The organism is Actinomycetota bacterium (assembly GCA_004297305.1).
Classification (GTDB): domain Bacteria; phylum Actinomycetota; class Actinomycetes; order S36-B12; family FW305-bin1; genus FW305-bin1.
In genome coordinates, this window is record SCTR01000001.1 from 18,042 (window position 1) to 34,524 (window position 16,483).

Consider the following 16,483-nt stretch of genomic DNA (forward strand, 5'->3'; position numbering starts at 1 on the left):
CGTCGGGCGCCGTGACGCCGTCGCCCGATCCGGTCCGCGATCCGCCCGGTGCCGCACGAGCGGCTGCCGCCGCAGTCGCGGCGGCGACGGGGCAGGCCACCCACGACATCGCGGTGGTCCTCGGTTCCGGTTGGGGCGCAGCGGCAGACCCCATCGGAGAGCTGACCGCCGAACTCCCCGTCGACCAGCTGCCCGGCTTCGCCCGTCCCGCGGTCGGCGGACACCCGGGCACGGTGCGCAGCGTGCGGGCCGCCGACCGCCGCGTGCTGGTCTTCGTCGGCCGTACCCACCTGTACGAGGGCCACGGCGTCGAGTCCGTCGTCCACCCGGTGCGCACGGCGGTGGCCGCCGGGTGCGGCACCGTGATCCTGACCAACAGCGCGGGCAGCCTGGACCCGTCGTGGCCGCCGGGAACGCTGGCGCTCATCCGCGATCACATCAACCTGACCGGCGCGTCACCGCTGCGGGGCCCCGCGTTCCTCGACCTCACCGATCTGTACTCGGCGCAGCTGCGCCGGCTCTGCCAGCAGCTGGACCCGACCCTGGCCGACGGGGTGTACGTCGCCTTCCGCGGCCCGCAGTACGAGACCCCCGCGGAGATCGCGATGGTCCGCGCGATCGGCGGCCACCTGGTCGGCATGTCCACGGCGCTGGAGGCGATAGCGGCCCGCGAGGGCGGGGCCACCGTCCTCGGGCTGTCGCTGGTCAGCAACCTCGCCGCAGGACTGACCGGCGGCCCGGTGGATCACGCCGAGGTCCTCGCGGCGGGGGCGGCAGCCGCCGGCCGGGCCGGCGAGCTGCTCGCCCGGCTGGTCCTCGCCGTACCGACCGGCCACCGGTGATCGTGGGCGACCGGTACGCCTGGGCCGTCGACCACCTGGCCACGTCAGCTCGGCTGCGTGCGGGGACCGTGGTCGACGTCGGCCCGGCCGGCTTCGTGGTGTCCGACCCGACCGTCAGGCGCTCCCACGAGCGCAACCGGCTGGTCTGGACCGGGCCCGCCGGCGGGCCCGGGGCGAGCGCCGCGGACCTGCACCGGCACGCCGCGCGGCTGCTGGGCGCGGCCGGTGTGGGCCATCGCGAGATCCACGTGTTGGGCCCGGTCGAGCCGCCGGTCGTCGCCGAGTTCGCCGCGCTGCGCTACGCCCACGACGAGCAGTCACTGCTGGCCGCCGGGTCGCCGTACGACCTGCGCCGCGCCAACGAGCTGCACCCCGCGGCCGGTTGGACCACCGAGCTGCTCGCCGAGCCGGCGGTCGCCGAGTTCGCCGCGCAGCTGTGGCGCACGGAGTACGCGGTCGGCATAGCCGAGGACGAGATCGACGAACTCGTCGCCGGGCGGCTGCGGGCGCTGCGGTCGGGCACGATGACCAGCGTCGGGGTCCGCGGGCCCGACGGGGACGTCGTGGCCGCCGCGGACCTGCTCGGCCGCAACGGGGTCGCCGAACTCGACGCGGTCGCCGTCGATCGCCACTGGCGGGGCCGGGGCCTGGGCGACGCGTTGCTGACCGCCGCGCTGCAGCGGGCGCAGGACGCGGGGTACCGCGACGTCCTCCTGCTGGCCCTGGCGGACGACTGGCCTGCCGCCTGGTACCTCCGCCGGGGCTTCGTCCGCCTCGGCCCGGTGCACGCCTTCACCGCCGTCGCGGGGTGACCGGCCGGTGGACGGCCCGCAGACCTGCTGCTCACGCCACCAGGTCGTCAGCAGCCGTTGGCGAACTTCACCGTGTTCCAGGCCTGGGCGCCGGCGACCAGCGTCGCGGACCCGACCTGGCGGAATCCCCGGTCCAGGATGATCGCCCAGTGCGGCGCGGAGCGCCGGTACGCGTTGAAGATGGCCTTGGCGCCCGCCGTCGCCGGCTGCACCGCGATGTTCTCCCCCACCCGCGTCCAGCGGCAGCCGGCCTTCGAAGCGGTGGCACCGAGGGCCGGATCGTGCACCAGGGCGGTCGTGGTGGCGTTGACCATCGACCGCAGTGCGGCGGCGTGGGTCAGCGCGGCCACCACCCGCACCGGGCGCAGGCCACGGTCACGACGCGCGGCGTTGATGAGGCGCACCAATCGCTTGTCCCGCTTGGGTGCCGCGATCGGGGCGGTCACCGTCGCCACCGGGACGCCGGGCAGGTCCGGAACCGGCACCGCCGACCGATCGGTGCGCTGCGTGGCGTCCACCGCGCCGGTCGTGGCGGCCGGTCCGAGCAGGCCCGCGCCCAGCAGGGCGGCCAGGGCGACGACCGGGAGCAGGGCGGCGGTGAGGGGACGTCGGCGCTGCATCTGGAGGATGATGGACGGCCGGCGGCGCGGTGTCAGCCCCCTGCCCCCTCAACGGACGAAAATACGCCGATTCCGGTGTCGCGATCGTCACACCGAGTTTGTGGCGTACCCGGGCTTGATGACCCGGTCGATCAGTTCCAGTCGCTCGTCGAACGGCAGGAACGCGCTCTTCATAGCGTTGACGGTGAACCATCGGAGCCGGTCGACGCCGTAGCCGAAGGCCTCGGCGACTGCGACCAGCTCGGCCGTCATCGACGTCCCCGACATCAGGCGGTTGTCGGTGTTCACCGTCACCCGGAAACCCAGGTCGGTCAACAGCCCGAGCGGATGCTCGGCGATGCTGCGCACCACGCCCGTCTGCACGTTCGAGGTCGGACACAGCTCCAACGGGATCCGCCGATCGCGGACGTACGCCGCGAGCCGCCCCAGCACCGGTACGCCGGTCGTGAGGTCGCCGGTCGTGATGTCGTCGACGATCCGTACGCCGTGACCGAGCCGGTCGGCACCGCAGAAGGTGACCGCCTCCCAGATCGACGGCAGCCCGAAGCCTTCGCCCGCGTGGATCGTCACGTGGCCGCAGGCGCGGTGCATGACGTCGAACGCCGCGAGGTGCTGGCTGGGCGGGAAGCCCCGCTCCGCGCCGGCGATGTCGAAACCGGCCACGCCGTCGTCCCGGTATCGCACGGCCAGTTCGGCGATCTGGGTGGACCGCGCGGCGGTCCGCATCGCGGTCAGCAGGATCCCGGTGCGGATGGGGTGCCCTTCGGCCGCGGCGTCAGCGGCACCCTCGGCCGCCCCGGCCAGCACGGCCTCGACCACGTCGCCGAGTTCCAGCCCGGACGCCACGTGCAACTCCGGGGCGAACCGGATCTCGGCGTACACCACACCGTCGCGCGCCAGGTCCAGCGCGCATTCGGCGGCCACCCGGGCAAGCCCAGCACGGGTCTGCATCACCGCGACGGTGTGGGCGAAGGTCTCCAGATACCGCTCCAGCGACCCGGAATGTGCAGCGCCGAGGAACCAGCGGCCGAGCTCGTCCGGGTCCTCGGTCGGCAACTCCCGGTAGCCCACCGCCCGCGCCAGCTCCAGGACGGTCTGCGGTCGTAGCCCGCCGTCCAGATGATCGTGGAGAACGACCTTCGGCAGCGGCCGGACAGCGTCGGCGGTCAGCACCGCGGCTCCGTCGCCACCTAGACGACGGTACGCGATGGGCCGTATGCGCGGCGGCGGCTCTAGCATGCCGGGCATGACCGGAGCCGCACCCGGGACCGACGCGGTCGCCGCCGAGACCCTTCCCCTGGCCGGTGAGTTTCCCGCCGCCACCGACGAGCAGTGGCGAGCGCTGGTGACCGGCGTCCTCAGCCGGGGCAAGCCCGGGCTGGCCGACGATCCCGACGCCCTGGCCACGGCGTTTCGCCGCACCCTGGTCACGACCACCGCGGACGGCATCGAGATCGCTCCGCTGTACACGCGTGGTGACGACGATTCGCCTGACGCCGACTCCGGGCTGCCGGGGCTTTCGCCGTTCGTCCGCGGAGCGACCGCGACGGGCGCCGTCGTGGACGGCTGGGACGTCCGGGCACGTCACGGCGGGCCGGACCCGGCGGTGGTCAACGAGGAGATCCTCGCCGACCTCGCCGGGGGGGTCACGTCCCTCTGGTTGCGGCTCGGTCCCGACGGCAGCCGGCTCGCCGACCTGCCCCGGCTGTTGGACGGGGTCCTGCTGGACCTCGCCGGCGTCGTGCTGGATGCCGGCGAGGACTTCCCCGCGGCCGCCGCAGCACTGCGGGAGCACTGGGAACGCCGCGGCGTGACCCCCGACGTGGTCACCGGGTCGTACGGCGCCGACCCGATCGGCGTACTGGCCCGGACCGGCGATGCCGATCTGGACCGGCTGCTGCCGGCCGCCGCGGCGCTGGCCGTGCAGGCGGTCGCCGACGGCGGCGGGGTACGCGCGATCGTCGCCGACGGGTTGCCGTATCACGAGGCCGGCGGCAGCGACGCGGAGGAACTGGCAGCTGCGGTGGCCACCGGAGTTGCGTATCTGCGGGCACTGACGGACGCCGGGTTGAGCGTCGACGAGGCCTTCGGCCAGGTGGAGTTCCGACTCGCCACCAGCGCCGACCAGTTCCTCGGCATCGCCAAACTGCGCGCCCACCGCCGGTTGTGGGCTCGGGTGGCCGACGTCAGTGGCGCGACGGCGGCGGCCGGTGCGGCCCGCCAGCACGCGGTGACGTCGTCGGTCATGCTCAGCCGTCGCGACCCCTGGGTGAACCTGTTGCGCACCACCGTCGCGTGTTTCGCGGCCGGCGTGGGCGGCGCCGCGGCGGTGACCGTGGCCCCGTTCGACAGCGCGCTGGGGCGGCCCGACGCGCTCGGCCGGCGGATCGCCCGCAACACCTCGGCGCTGCTGCTGGACGAGTCCGGCGTGGGCCGGGTCGTCGACCCCGCCGGCGGTTCGCCGTACGTCGAGTCGCTGACCGACGCGCTCGCCGAGCGTGCCTGGCAGTTCTTCACCGAGATCGAGCGGCACGGCGGAATCGTTGCCGCGCTGCGCTCCGGGCTGGTCGCCGACCGGCTTGCGGCCACCTGGGCAGCTCGGACCGCCGACGTCGCCCGGCGGCGCATCCCGCTGACCGGGGTCAGCGAGTTCCCCGACATCGGCGAGACGCTGCTGCCGCGGGAACCGGTCGCCGCGACGGTCCGCGGTGGCCTGCCGCAGGTCCGGCTGGCCGACGGCTTCGAGGCGCTGCGCGACGCGGCGGACGCCACCGCCCAGCGCGGCGCCCGGCCGGCGATCTTCCTGGCCAACCTCGGCCCGGTGTCGGCCTTCACCGCACGGGCGACCTTCGCCAAGAACCTGTTCGAAGCCGGCGGGATCCACGCCGACGCGGGGACCGGCGGGGACGCCGCGGCGGTGGTCGCCCAAGCGCTCGCCGACGGCCCGCCTGCGCTGGTCTGCCTCTGTTCGTCCGACGCCGGGTACGCCGAGGCGGCAGCCACGGTCGCGCGCGAGCTGAAGGCCGCCGGCGTCGGCCGGGTCTACCTGGCCGGCCGACCGGCGGACGCCGATGCCTTGCGCGAGGCCGGCGTCGACGAGTTCGTCTACGCCGGCTGCGATGCCCTCGACGTACTGGCACGAGCCCTGGACAGTTGGGGAGCACACCGATGAGCACCATCCCGGAGTTCGGTGACGTCGAACTCGGCGCGACCGGCGGGTCGGACGACACCGCCGCCTGGCGGGCAGCCGCTGCCGCGGAGTCCGGCAAGGACGCCGACGAACTCGGCTGGCTTACCCCGGAGGACATTCTGGTCAAGCCGCTGTACACAGCGGCCGACCTCGCCGGGCTCGACTTCCTGCACACCTATCCGGGACTGCCGCCGTTCTTGCGTGGGCCCTACCCGACCATGTACGTCAATCAGCCGTGGACGATCCGGCAGTACGCCGGCTTCAGCACCGCGGCGGACTCCAACGCCTTCTACCGCCGCAACCTCGCTGCCGGGCAGAAGGGGCTGTCGGTCGCCTTCGATCTGGCCACCCACCGCGGCTACGACTCCGACCACCCTCGGGTGGCCGGCGACGTCGGCATGGCGGGCGTGGCGATCGACTCCATCCTGGACATGCGGCAACTGTTCGACGGGATTCCGCTGGACCAGATGTCGGTGTCGATGACGATGAACGGCGCGGTCCTGCCGATCCTCGCGCTGTTCATCGTGGCCGGTGAGGAACAGGGTGTGCCGCCGGAGAAACTCGCCGGCACCATCCAGAACGACATCCTCAAAGAGTTCATGGTCCGTAACACCTACATCTACCCGCCCGGCCCGTCGATGCGGATCATCTCCGACATCTTCGCGTTCACCGCGGCCCGGATGCCGAAGTTCAACTCGATCTCGATCTCCGGCTATCACATGCAGGAGGCCGGGGCCACCGCCGACCTGGAACTGGCCTACACGCTGGCCGATGGTGTCGAGTACATCCGGGCCGGTGTCGCCGCCGGCATGGACGTCGACCACTTCGCGCCGCGGTTGTCGTTCTTCTGGGCGATCGGCATGAACCTGTTCATGGAGGTCGCCAAACTGCGGGCGGCTCGGCTGTTGTGGGCGAAACTGGTCAAGGAGTTCTCGCCGCAGAGCACCAAGTCGTTGTCGTTGCGGACGCATTCGCAGACCTCGGGCTGGTCGCTGACCGCCCAGGACGTGTTCAACAACGTCGTGCGTACCTGCATGGAAGCGATGGCGGCGACCCAGGGTCACACCCAGTCGTTGCACACCAACGCCTTGGACGAGGCGCTGGCGCTGCCCACCGACTTCAGCGCACGGATCGCACGCAACACCCAGCTGTTCTTGCAGCAGGAGTCCGGGACCACCCGGGTCATCGACCCGTGGGGTGGCAGTTTCTACGTCGAGCGGCTGACCTACGACCTCGCGGCCAAGGCCTGGGCACACATCCGGGAGATCGAGGAAGCCGGCGGCATGACGCGCGCGATCGACGCCGGCCTGCCCAAGATGCGCATCGAGGAGGCCGCGGCGCGGACCCAGGCGCGGATCGACTCGGGCCGGCAGCCGGTCATCGGGGTCAACAAGTACCGGTTGACCACCCCGGAGACGATCGACGTACTCAAGGTGGACAACACCGCGGTCCGCACCCAGCAGGTGGAGAAGCTCCGCCGGCTGCGGGCCGAACGGGACACCGAAGCGACGCAGGCGGCGCTGGCCGCACTGACCGCCGCCGCGGCTGCGGCCCAGGCCGGCACCCGGGGGCCCGGGCTGGAGCAGAACCTGCTCGCCCTCGCCGTCGCCGCGGCCCGCGCGGGCGCCAGCGTCGGGGAGATGTCCGATGCGATGGAAGTGGTGTTCCAGCGGCACACCGCGGCCATCCATACGATCACCGGCGTGTACGAGCGCGAGGTGGGCGAGACCGCCGGCGTCCGGCAGGTCCGCGCCCGTGTCGAGGCGTTCGCGGCCGCGGAGGGCCGCCGGCCGCGAATCCTGGTGGCCAAGATGGGACAGGACGGTCACGACCGCGGCCAGAAGGTGATCTCCACGGCGTTCGCCGACCTGGGCTTCGACGTCGACGTCGGCCCGCTGTTCCAGACCCCGGCCGAAGTGGCCCGACAGGCCATCGACAACGACGTCCACGTCGTCGGGGTGAGCTCGCTGGCAGCCGGCCACCTGACCTTGGTGCCGCAGCTGCGCGACGAACTCGCCGCGTTGGGCCGGCCGGACATCGTCATCATCGTCGGCGGCGTCATCCCGCCGCAGGACGTGGACGTGCTCAAGCAGATGGGTGCCGCCGGGGTCTTCCCGCCCGGCAGCGTGATCACCGAGTCGGCGTTGGAGCTGCTGGACCAGCTCGAATCGCGCGCCCAGCACAGCGGCTGAGCCGCACCGAATGGCCTCACCTGTCGATGTCGACGCGCTGACCGTCGGCGTGCTGGCCAGCGACCGGGTGTCGGTGTCGCGGGCCATCACGCTGGTGGAGTCGCAACTGCCGGACCACCAGCAGGCCGCGCAGCAGCTCCTGGTCGAGTTGCTGCCGCATTCCGGTCGGGCACACCGGGTCGGCATCACCGGTGTCCCGGGCGCGGGGAAGTCGACGTTCATCGATGCGCTGGGCAGCCAGCTGACGGCTACCGGTCACCGGGTGGCCGTGCTCGCCGTCGATCCGTCCTCGACGCTGTCCGGCGGCAGCATCCTGGGCGACAAGACGCGGATGACCCGGCTGTCGACGGATCCGGCGGCCTTCATCCGGCCCTCGCCGAGTTCCGGAACGCTCGGCGGCGTCGCCCGCGCCACCCGGGAGTCCATCGTCGTGGTCGAGGCGGCCGGGTACGACGTGGTCCTGGTCGAGACCGTCGGGGTCGGGCAGTCCGAGACGGCGGTCGCCGGGATGGTCGACTGCTTCTTCGTCCTCATGCTCGCCCGTACCGGGGATTCGTTGCAGGGCATGAAGAAGGGCGTCCTGGAGATCGCCGACGTGCTGGCCGTGAACAAGGCCGACGGCGATCATCTGCGCGACGCCAAACGAGCCGCCCGCGAACTGGCCGACGTGCTGCGCCTGCTGCAGCCCGCTCACCCGCTGTGGCATCCGCCGGTGCTGACGTGCAGCGGCCTGAGCGGCGACGGCCTGCCGGAGGTGTGGGCCCAGATCGGCGAGCACCGCCGCCGCATGTCCGAGGCCGGCGAGTTCGACGAACGCCGCCGCCGCCAACAGGTCAGCTGGATGTGGGCGATGGTGGACGACCAGCTGCGCCGCACGCTGCACGAGCATCCGGCCGTCCGCGCAACCGCGCCGGGACTGGAGGCCGACGTACGCAACGGCACGATCACCGCGACACTGGCCGCCCAGCAGGTCCTCGCGACGTTCTGGCAGTAGCCGTCGCAAGACGCGCACCGGCGTGGCGCCCGAGCAGGTCCCCCAGCGCGACGCCGCTGACCGCTGCGGCCGTACGGCGTATCTGCAGCATCACACCCGCCCGCCGCGCCGCAGCTCTCGCACCGTCGGTAGCATTCGGTCGGATCGGGCCAGCGTCCCGGCCGGTTGTCCAGCCGCGGCGCGGCGTGCGACAACGAAAGCGCTCTACTCGGAGGCTTACCTGTGGCGACGGCCCGAGCCGGGACCCTCTACCGCGGGCACGAGGGCATGTGGTCCTGGGTCGCCCATCGCATCACCGGGGTCGCGGTCTTCCTCTTCCTGCTGGTCCACGTCCTCGACACGGCACTGGTCCGCGTTTCGCCTGACACGTACGACGAAGTCATCGCGACGTACAAGACGCCGATCGTCAATCTCCTGGAAGTCGGTCTGGTCGGCGCGGTGCTCTTCCACGCGCTCAACGGCCTTCGGATCATCGCCGTCGACTTCTGGGCGAAGGGCCCGCGCTATCAGAAGCTGATGCTGCGGGTGATCACGGTGATCTGGTTGGTGGTCATGATTCCCGGCATCTACTTCATGCTGAAGCACACCGTGATGGCGGTCTTCGGGAGCGCGTCGTGAGTGTCCAGGAGTCCGGCCAGCTCGGTGCCCCCCGCACCCCGGCGCGCAACCGCCAGCGCAGCAATTTCGAGCTCTACTCCTGGTTGTTCATGCGGGTGTCCGGCCTCGTGCTGGTGTTCCTGGTCCTGGGACATCTGCTGATCATGAACGTCCTCGACGGCGGGGTGCAGCGGATCAACTTCGCGTTCGTCGCCGGCCGCTGGGCGTCGCCGTTCTGGCAGGTGTGGGACCTGCTCATGCTCTGGCTGGCGATGTTGCACGGCACCAATGGTCTTCGGGTGGTCGTCAACGACTACGCCGAGCGTGACGCGACCCGGTTCTGGCTGAAGATGCTGCTCTACGTCGCCGCCGCCTTCACGATCATCCTCGGGACTCTCGTCATCTTCACCTTCGACCCGTCGATCGGCTGAGGCAGACATGCAGGAGCACAAGTACGACGTCGTCATCGTGGGCGCCGGCGGCGCCGGCATGCGGGCGGCGCTCGAGTCCGGCAAGCGGGTCCGCACCGCCGTGCTCACCAAGCTGTACCCGACGCGGTCGCACACTGGCGCGGCGCAGGGCGGCATGTGTGCCGCGCTGGCCAACGTCGAAGAGGACAACTGGGAGTGGCACACCTTCGACACGATCAAGGGCGGCGACTACCTGGTCGACCAGGACGCCGCGGAGATCATGTGCAAGGAGGCCATCGACGCGGTCCTCGACCTCGAGAAGATGGGGTTACCGTTCAACCGCACGCCTGAGGGACGGATCGATCAGCGCCGGTTCGGCGGGCACACCCGCAACCATGGCGAAGCGGCCGTACGTCGCGCGTGCTACGCGGCCGACCGCACCGGCCACATGATCCTGCAGACGCTGTACCAGAACTGCGTCAAGCAGGGCATCGAGTTCTTCAACGAGTTCTACGTGCTGGACCTGCTGCTCAACGACGGTCGGACCGCAGGCGTCGTGGCCTACGAGCTCGCCACCGGTGAGATCCACGTCTTCCGGTCCAAGGCAGTCATCTTTGCCAGCGGTGGATTCGGCAAGGTCTTCAAGACCACGTCCAACGCGCACACCCTCACCGGTGACGGCATGGGCATCGTGTGGCGCAAGGGCCTGCCGTTGGAGGACATGGAGTTCTACCAGTTCCATCCGACCGGGCTGGCCGGCCTCGGCGTCCTGCTGACCGAGGGCGCACGCGGCGAAGGCGGCATCCTGCGCAACGCCTCCGGCGAACGGTTCATGGAGCGGTACGCGCCGACGATCAAGGACCTCGCACCACGCGACATGGTCGCCCGCGCCATGGTCCAGGAGGTTCGCGAGGGCCGTGGCGCCGGGCCGCACCGCGACTACGTCTACCTCGACCTCACCCATCTGCCGGCCGAGCAGATCGAGTCCAAACTCCCGGACATCACGGAGTTCTCGCGTACCTACCTCGGCGTCGATCCGATCACCGAGCTGGTCCCGGTCTTCCCGACGGCGCACTACGCCATGGGCGGCATCCCGACCAACGTGCAGGCCGAGGTACTGCAGAACAACACCGACATCGTGCCCGGGCTGTACGCCGCCGGCGAATGCGCCTGCGTGTCGGTCCACGGCTCAAACCGGTTGGGCACCAACTCCTTGCTGGACATCAACGTCTTCGGCCGCCGGGCGGGCATCGCCGCGGCGGAGTTCGCGGCCACCGCGCCGCTGGTCGAGCTTCCCGCCGACCCGGCCGCGGCAGTCGAGACCCTGGTCGACGGCCTGCTCAGTTCGACCGGTGGCGAGCGGGTCGCGGTGCTGCGCAAGGCCATGCAGGAGACGATGGACCTCAACGCGCAGGTCTACCGCACCGAGGCGACCCTCAAGCAGGCGCTGTCGGACGTGCAGGGCCTGCGGGAGCGCTACCGCAACGTCTCGATCATGGACAAGGGCCAGCGCTACAACACCGACCTGCTCGAGGCGGTCGAGCTCGGCTTCCTGCTCGACCTCGCCGAGGTCCTGATCACCGGAGCGTTGGAGCGCAAGGAGTCTCGCGGCGGCCACGCCCGCGAGGACTACCAGGCACGCGACGACGTCAACTTCATGCGCCACACCATGGCCTACCGGGAAGAGACCGCCGACGGCCGCACCAGCATTCGGCTGGACTACAAGCCGGTGACCGTCACCCGCTACCAGCCGATGGAGCGAAAGTACTGATGAGCGCGCCCGTTCTCGAACACCAGCCGCCGGCGACGGCGGCACCGGTCACCAGCGACGTGACGGTCCGGATCCGGCGGTACAACCCGGAGACCGACCTTGAGCCGCACTGGGAGGACTACGTCGTCCCGTGCTTTCCCACCGACCGCGTGCTCGACGCGCTGAACAAGATCAAGTGGGAGGTCGACGGGACGCTGACGTACCGCCGCTCCTGCGCGCACGGCATCTGCGGGTCCGACGCGATGCGGATCAACGGCCGTAACCGGTTGGCGTGCAAGACCCTCATGAAGGACCTCGACATCACCAAGCCGGTGCACGTCGAGGCGATCAAGGGTCTGCCGCTGGAGAAGGACCTCGTCGTCGACATGGAGCCGTTCTTCGCGGCCTTCCGTGACGTCATGCCGTTCCTCATCACCGAGGGCAACGCGCCGACCCGCGAACGGCTGCAATCAGCCGAGGACCGCGCCGTCTTCGACGACACCACCAAGTGCATCCTGTGCGCGGCCTGTACGACGTCCTGCCCGGTGTTCTGGACCGACGGCCAGTACTTCGGCCCGGCGGCCATCGTCAACGCCCACCGGTTCATCTTCGATTCTCGTGACACCGGCGCGGAGACCCGGCTGGAGATCCTCAACGCGAAGGAGGGCGTGTGGCGCTGCCGTACGACCTTCAACTGCACCGAGGCGTGCCCCCGCGGGATTGAGGTCACCAAGGCGATCCAGGAAGTCAAGCGGGCGCTGCTGTTCCGCCGCGTGTGACCGGCGGCGGCTGACCGGCCGCGGGTTACCCTGGCCGGCGATGCCTGCCCGCCGCCTGTCGCCCCGCCTTGCCGCGGTCGTACTGCTGCTGGCTGCCACCGGCCTGGCGTCACCGGCCGACGCCCTCCCCAGCACCGCCGCCAGCGGCACCGTCGTCAAGGGCACCGTCCTCAACAGTGCCTCCATCAGCGGGACGGCCGTCCCCACGACCGATCCGGGTCCCGTCGTGCCCGGGAGCACCGCCCCCAGCGAGACCGTCGGCGGAGCCGCGCTGGGAAGCCGGGGCCTCGTCGTGCACTACCGGCCCGGCGCCGCGCCGCTGCCGCCGGTCGCGGCGCGGGCCTGGGTGCTGGCGGACGCGACCACCGGCCAGGTCCTCGCGGCGAAGAACGCCCACGACCAGCTCCGCCCCGCCAGCACGCTGAAGACGCTGACTGCCCTCACGCTGCTGCCGCGACTCGATCCGGCCATGGTCTACACCGCCCGCGACACCGATACCCACGCCGAGGGCAGCCACGTCGGCATCGTCAGCGGCGCGACGTACACCGTGGCCGACCTGTGGAACGGCCTGCTGCTGCCCAGTGGGAACGATGCGGCGTCGGCGCTGGCCAACGCGTACGGCGGCGTCGGCCCGACGGTCACGGCGATGAACGCCGAGGCCGCGCGGCTACAGGCGCGTGACACCCACGCAGTCAACCCGAGCGGGCTGGACGCCGACGGGCAGTACACCTCGGCGTACGACCTCGCGTTGATCGCACGCGCCGGCCTGGCACTACCGGCGTTCGCCGACCACGCCAAGAAGGTGTCCGCGGACTTCCCGGGCAAGCCGGCCCGACCGGGCAAGCCTCGCCGTACCTTCAAGATCTACACCCAGAACCGCCTGCTGCTGAGCGGCTACAAGGGCGCCATCGGGATCAAGACCGGGTGGACGACGCTGGCGCACCGGACCTTCGTGGGCGCTGTCAGCCGTGGTGGACGGACGTACGTCGCCGCCCTCATGGTCATCGGTTCGGCCAGCCACCTCGCCGCGGAGTCGTTGTTCGACTGGGCCTTCGCCCACGCCGACCAGGTGGATCCGGTCGGCGTCCTGGTCGACCCACTGCCCGCCGGACCCACGCCGGGCCCGACGGCCGATGCCGGTCACGACAGCGGCGGCACAGCGCCGGTAGCGGCTGCCGGGGTCGTGGCCAGCCCAGCCGGTTCGGAGCCCTGGCGCACCGGGCTGAGCTGGCTGCTGGTGACCGTCGCCGTGGTCGGCACCCTGGCCGTCGGACTGCGTGCCCGCGTCCTGCTGCGCCGCCGCCGCAACCCCGGTCCGCGTTAGCAGGCCGGCAACGCGTTGGCGGGCAAGCCGAACACGAAACCGCGCCGCGGCCGCCAGACCCCGTCCGACCCGTGCTCGTAGAGGCTGAAGCCCTCGACGGTGAACCGTGCCGCGTAGCCACGCAGCGCGACTTCCGCGTCGTCCAGCGTCGCCTCACCGACGTCGTGCGCCACGGTGACGTGCGGGTGGTACGGGAACTCCAGCGTGCGGCGCAGCGGCCCGTCGCGTACCGCCGACTCGAGCTTCTCGCAGCCCTCGGCGCCCTCGACCAGCCGGACGAAGACGACCGGCGACACCGGCCGGAACGTCGCGGTGCCGGCCAGCTGGATGTCGAACGGCGCCGCTGCGGCAGCGACCGCGGCCAGGTGCGCCTCGATCGCCGGCACCCTCGCGGGGATCGCCGTCAGCGGCGGCAGCAGCGTGATGTGTGCCGGGATCGAATGCGCCAGCCGGTCGCCGAACCGTTCGCGCCACGCCTCCAGCTCGCCGGCGTACGGCTCCGGGACGGCGATGGCGACGCCCAGCGTGCAGCGCGGCACGGGCGTCATGACGCGGCAGCAGGCACGAAGCCGACCCGGTCGTGGACGGCGGCCAGGGTCGGTGCCGCGACCGCACGCGCCTTCGCCGCACCCAACGCCAGTAGCCGGGTCAGTTCGGCCGGATCGGCCAGCAGCTGCGCGGTCCGCGCCTGGTACGGCTCGACGAAGGCCAGCACCGCGTCGGCCACGTCCTGCTTGAGGGCGCCGTACAGCCGGCCGTCGTAGCCGTCGACCAGTGCCTCCACGGAACTGCCGGTCAGCGCCGAGAGGATGGTCAGCAGGTTGGATACGCCGGGCTTGCCGACGGGGTCGAACCGGATCCGCGTCTCGCTGTCGGTGACCGCGCTCTTGATGCGCTTCTCGATCTGCTTCAACGGATCCAGCAGGACCAGGTTGCCCGCCGGCGACGACTTGCTCATCTTCGCCGTCGGGTCCTGCAGGTCCAGGATCTTGGCGGTGTCCTTGACGATGTACGCCTCGGGCACCGTGAAGGTGCTGCCGTACGTCGCGTTGAATCGTTGCGCCAGATCGCGAGTCAGCTCCAGGTGCTGGCGCTGGTCCTCGCCGATCGGCACGGCCTCGGCCTGGTAGGCGAGGATGTCCGCGGCTTGCAGGATGGGGTAGCCGAACAGGCCCACGGTGGCGCGGTCGCCGCCCTGCCGGGCGGCCTTGTCCTTGAACTGGGTCATCCGGCTGGCCTCGCCGAAGCCGGTGAGGCACTGCAACACCCAGCTCAGGCCGGTGTGCTCGGGCACGTGGCTCTGCACGAAGACCGTGGCCCGTTGCGGGTCGATGCCCATGGCCAGCAACTGCGCGTACGACGCCAGCGTGCGGCGGCGCAGCAGCTGCGGGTCCTGCGGCACGGTGATCGCGTGCAGGTCGCCGACGAAGTAGAACGCGTCGTGGTCGTCCTGCAGGGCGACCCACTGCCGCAACGCCCCGAGGTAGTTGCCCAGCTGGAAGCTGTCCGCGGTGGGCTGGATGCCCGAGAGGACCCGGGGGCGTGTGGTCGGTTCCGGCATGGCCGCCATTGTGCCGCCCCGGCTGCCGAACTCCGCGTAGCCGGGCGGGCTACGGCAGCGGCGCGACCCGGACCCGCGCCACCCGACGCCCGTCCAGTTCGGTGATCGTGAGCCGGTAGCCGTCGTGGTCGACGACGTCGCCCTCGGCCGGCAGGTGGCCCAGGCTGGCCATCGCGAAGCCCGCGACGGTCTCGTACGGCCCTTCCGGCAGCACCACACCGGTCTCGTCGGCGAAGTCGTCGAGGTTGAGCAGCCCGTCGACCTCGATAACCCCCCCGAGGGTGCGGCGGGAATGGTGGTCGTCGGCCACGTCGTACTCGTCCCGGATGTCGCCAACGAGTTCCTCGACGAGGTCCTCCAGCGTGACGATGCCGGCGGTGCCGCCGTACTCGTCGACGACGATCGCCAGATGCTGCCCGGCCCGGCGCATCTCGGTGAGGGCAGGGATCACCCGCTTGCTGCCCGGCAGCATGAGGACGTCGCGGGCGAGTTCGCCGACGCGGATCGACCGGTCGACCACGCCCGGCGACAGCACGTCGCGGATGTGGACGAACCCGACGATGTCATCGGCGGAGTCGCGGTAGACCGGATAGCGCGAGTGGGGTTGCCCGGACACCGTGCGGGCAACGGCGAACACCGGCGTGGCGGCGTCGAGGAACTCCACCTCGGTGCGGGGCAGCATGACCTCGCGCAGTTCGCGGTCGCCGGCGGCGAACACGTCGTCGATGAGTTCACGTTCCTCGGCCGACAGGTCCTCGTGCGCGGCGACCATGCCGCGCAACTCCTCACCGGAGATCGACTCCTTGGCTGCCGACGGATCGCCGCCGAACAGCCGGACGACCACGTTGGTGGACACCGACAGCAGCAGGATGAACGGCCGGGAGATACGCGCGAGCCAGTCGACGGGCCCCACCACGAACAGCGCAACCGTCTCGGCCCGTTGCAGCGCAAGGCGCTTGGGCACCAGCTCGCCCAAGACCAGCGACACGTAGGCGATGACCAGCGTGACGGCGATGAACGCCACCGTGCTGGCCAGGCCCTCACTCAGCCCGATCCCGACCAGGGCCGGGGTCAGCGCCGGAGCGATCTGCGCGGCACCGAAACCGGCAGAGACGAAGCCCGCCAGCGTGACGCCGACCTGGACGGCGGCCAGGAACCGGTTGGGTTCGGAGACCAGCCGCCCGACCCGTCGGCCACGGGCACCGCGGGTCTCGGCCAGTCGGGCGACCTGGGCCTCGCGCAGCGAGACCAGGGCGATCTCAGCGGCGGCGAAGAACCCGCCCACCAACACGAACAACAGGACCAGCAACGCGCTGACGAGGACCTCGTTCACCGCAGAAGGTCCCCGCCGGGTCTATGGCAGCCGTCGGACATGCGGCCCAGGGTAGTGGGCCGCATGTCCGCAGGACCGC

Annotated in this window: 15 protein-coding genes; 10 read left to right on the forward strand and 5 right to left on the reverse strand. The window is 71.3% G+C overall.

The features are described from left to right. Nucleotides 1-11: 11 nt before the first annotated feature. Both EPO13_00100 and EPO13_00105 read left to right on the forward strand, forming a co-directional pair. On the forward strand, nucleotides 12-842 hold the full coding sequence (locus EPO13_00100) for a purine-nucleoside phosphorylase (GenBank protein TAK71277.1): 831 nt from the start codon (nucleotides 12-14) through the stop codon (nucleotides 840-842). Beyond that, on the forward strand, nucleotides 839-1,654 hold the full coding sequence (locus EPO13_00105) for an N-acetyltransferase (protein TAK71278.1): 816 nt from the start codon (nucleotides 839-841) through the stop codon (nucleotides 1,652-1,654). The genes EPO13_00100 and EPO13_00105 overlap by 4 nt, the downstream gene beginning before the upstream one ends. 47 nt (nucleotides 1,655-1,701) lie before the next feature. Here EPO13_00105 and EPO13_00110 read toward each other — a convergent pair whose 3' ends face one another. Both EPO13_00110 and EPO13_00115 read right to left on the reverse strand, forming a co-directional pair. Continuing rightward, entirely contained in the window at nucleotides 1,702-2,274 is a 573-nt protein-coding gene (locus tag EPO13_00110; GenBank protein TAK71279.1) for a CAP domain-containing protein, read from the reverse strand. A gap of 87 nt (nucleotides 2,275-2,361) precedes the next feature. Next, entirely contained in the window at nucleotides 2,362-3,513 is a 1,152-nt protein-coding gene (locus EPO13_00115) for an adenosine deaminase (GenBank protein ID TAK71341.1), read from the reverse strand. A 7-nt stretch (nucleotides 3,514-3,520) separates the two neighbouring features. On the opposite strand from EPO13_00115, the gene EPO13_00120 reads away from it, so the two are divergent. From EPO13_00120 to EPO13_00155, 8 genes are all read left to right on the forward strand, one after another. Beyond that, nucleotides 3,521-5,446 carry a methylmalonyl-CoA mutase gene (locus EPO13_00120; GenBank protein TAK71280.1) on the forward strand — a complete coding sequence of 642 codons (1,926 nt, stop codon included), beginning with the start codon at nucleotides 3,521-3,523 and terminating at the stop codon, nucleotides 5,444-5,446. Next, the gene (locus EPO13_00125; GenBank protein TAK71281.1) at nucleotides 5,443-7,656 is read left to right on the forward strand and encodes a methylmalonyl-CoA mutase; all 2,214 of its coding nucleotides are present in this window, start codon (nucleotides 5,443-5,445) and stop codon (nucleotides 7,654-7,656) included. Before EPO13_00120 ends, EPO13_00125 begins: the two co-directional genes overlap by 4 nt. A 10-nt stretch (nucleotides 7,657-7,666) precedes the next feature. Beyond that, the gene (meaB, locus tag EPO13_00130; protein ID TAK71282.1) at nucleotides 7,667-8,650 is read left to right on the forward strand and encodes a methylmalonyl Co-A mutase-associated GTPase MeaB; all 984 of its coding nucleotides are present in this window, start codon (nucleotides 7,667-7,669) and stop codon (nucleotides 8,648-8,650) included. 222 nt (nucleotides 8,651-8,872) lie between these two features. Further along, entirely contained in the window at nucleotides 8,873-9,268 is a 396-nt protein-coding gene (gene sdhC, locus EPO13_00135) for a succinate dehydrogenase, cytochrome b556 subunit (GenBank protein TAK71283.1), read from the forward strand. Further along, nucleotides 9,265-9,678, forward strand: a complete 414-nt coding sequence (locus tag EPO13_00140; GenBank protein ID TAK71284.1) for a succinate dehydrogenase — start codon at nucleotides 9,265-9,267, stop codon at nucleotides 9,676-9,678. Before sdhC ends, EPO13_00140 begins: the two co-directional genes overlap by 4 nt. 7 nt (nucleotides 9,679-9,685) lie before the next feature. Then, on the forward strand, nucleotides 9,686-11,428 hold the full coding sequence (locus EPO13_00145; GenBank protein TAK71285.1) for a succinate dehydrogenase flavoprotein subunit: 1,743 nt from the start codon (nucleotides 9,686-9,688) through the stop codon (nucleotides 11,426-11,428). Continuing rightward, complete coding sequence (locus tag EPO13_00150; protein TAK71286.1) at nucleotides 11,428-12,186, forward strand: succinate dehydrogenase iron-sulfur subunit; 759 nt, start codon at nucleotides 11,428-11,430, stop codon at nucleotides 12,184-12,186. Before EPO13_00145 ends, EPO13_00150 begins: the two co-directional genes overlap by 1 nt. Before the next feature lie 40 nt (nucleotides 12,187-12,226). Next, entirely contained in the window at nucleotides 12,227-13,510 is a 1,284-nt protein-coding gene (locus tag EPO13_00155) for a D-alanyl-D-alanine carboxypeptidase (protein ID TAK71287.1), read from the forward strand. Here EPO13_00155 and EPO13_00160 read toward each other — a convergent pair. Genes EPO13_00160 through EPO13_00170 form a run of 3 tightly spaced genes read right to left on the reverse strand, consistent with a single transcriptional unit; the run spans nucleotide 13,507 to nucleotide 16,404 of the window. Next, nucleotides 13,507-14,049 carry a 2'-5' RNA ligase family protein gene (locus tag EPO13_00160; protein ID TAK71342.1) on the reverse strand — a complete coding sequence of 181 codons (543 nt, stop codon included), beginning with the start codon at nucleotides 14,047-14,049 and terminating at the stop codon, nucleotides 13,507-13,509. The two genes, EPO13_00155 and EPO13_00160, sit on opposite strands and share 4 nt — an antisense overlap. Nucleotides 14,050-14,054: 5 nt before the next feature. Next, nucleotides 14,055-15,080, reverse strand: a complete 1,026-nt coding sequence (trpS, locus tag EPO13_00165; GenBank protein TAK71288.1) for a tryptophan--tRNA ligase — start codon at nucleotides 15,078-15,080, stop codon at nucleotides 14,055-14,057. Nucleotides 15,081-15,120: 40 nt separating this feature from the next. Then, the gene (locus EPO13_00170; GenBank protein ID TAK71289.1) at nucleotides 15,121-16,404 is read right to left on the reverse strand and encodes an HlyC/CorC family transporter; all 1,284 of its coding nucleotides are present in this window, start codon (nucleotides 16,402-16,404) and stop codon (nucleotides 15,121-15,123) included. Nucleotides 16,405-16,483: the final 79 nt, after the last annotated feature.

Coding starts and splice junctions, on each gene's coding strand:
- EPO13_00110 (TAK71279.1), bottom strand. CDS start 2,274: ATGCAGCGCCGACGTCCCCTCACCGCCGCCCTGCTCCCGGTCGTCGCC.
- EPO13_00115 (TAK71341.1), bottom strand. CDS start 3,513: ATGCTAGAGCCGCCGCCGCGCATACGGCCCATCGCGTACCGTCGTCTA.
- EPO13_00120 (TAK71280.1), top strand. CDS start 3,521: ATGACCGGAGCCGCACCCGGGACCGACGCGGTCGCCGCCGAGACCCTT.
- EPO13_00125 (TAK71281.1), top strand. CDS start 5,443: ATGAGCACCATCCCGGAGTTCGGTGACGTCGAACTCGGCGCGACCGGC.
- meaB (TAK71282.1), top strand. CDS start 7,667: ATGGCCTCACCTGTCGATGTCGACGCGCTGACCGTCGGCGTGCTGGCC.
- EPO13_00145 (TAK71285.1), top strand. CDS start 9,686: ATGCAGGAGCACAAGTACGACGTCGTCATCGTGGGCGCCGGCGGCGCC.
- EPO13_00150 (TAK71286.1), top strand. CDS start 11,428: ATGAGCGCGCCCGTTCTCGAACACCAGCCGCCGGCGACGGCGGCACCG.
- EPO13_00155 (TAK71287.1), top strand. CDS start 12,227: ATGCCTGCCCGCCGCCTGTCGCCCCGCCTTGCCGCGGTCGTACTGCTG.
- trpS (TAK71288.1), bottom strand. CDS start 15,080: ATGGCGGCCATGCCGGAACCGACCACACGCCCCCGGGTCCTCTCGGGC.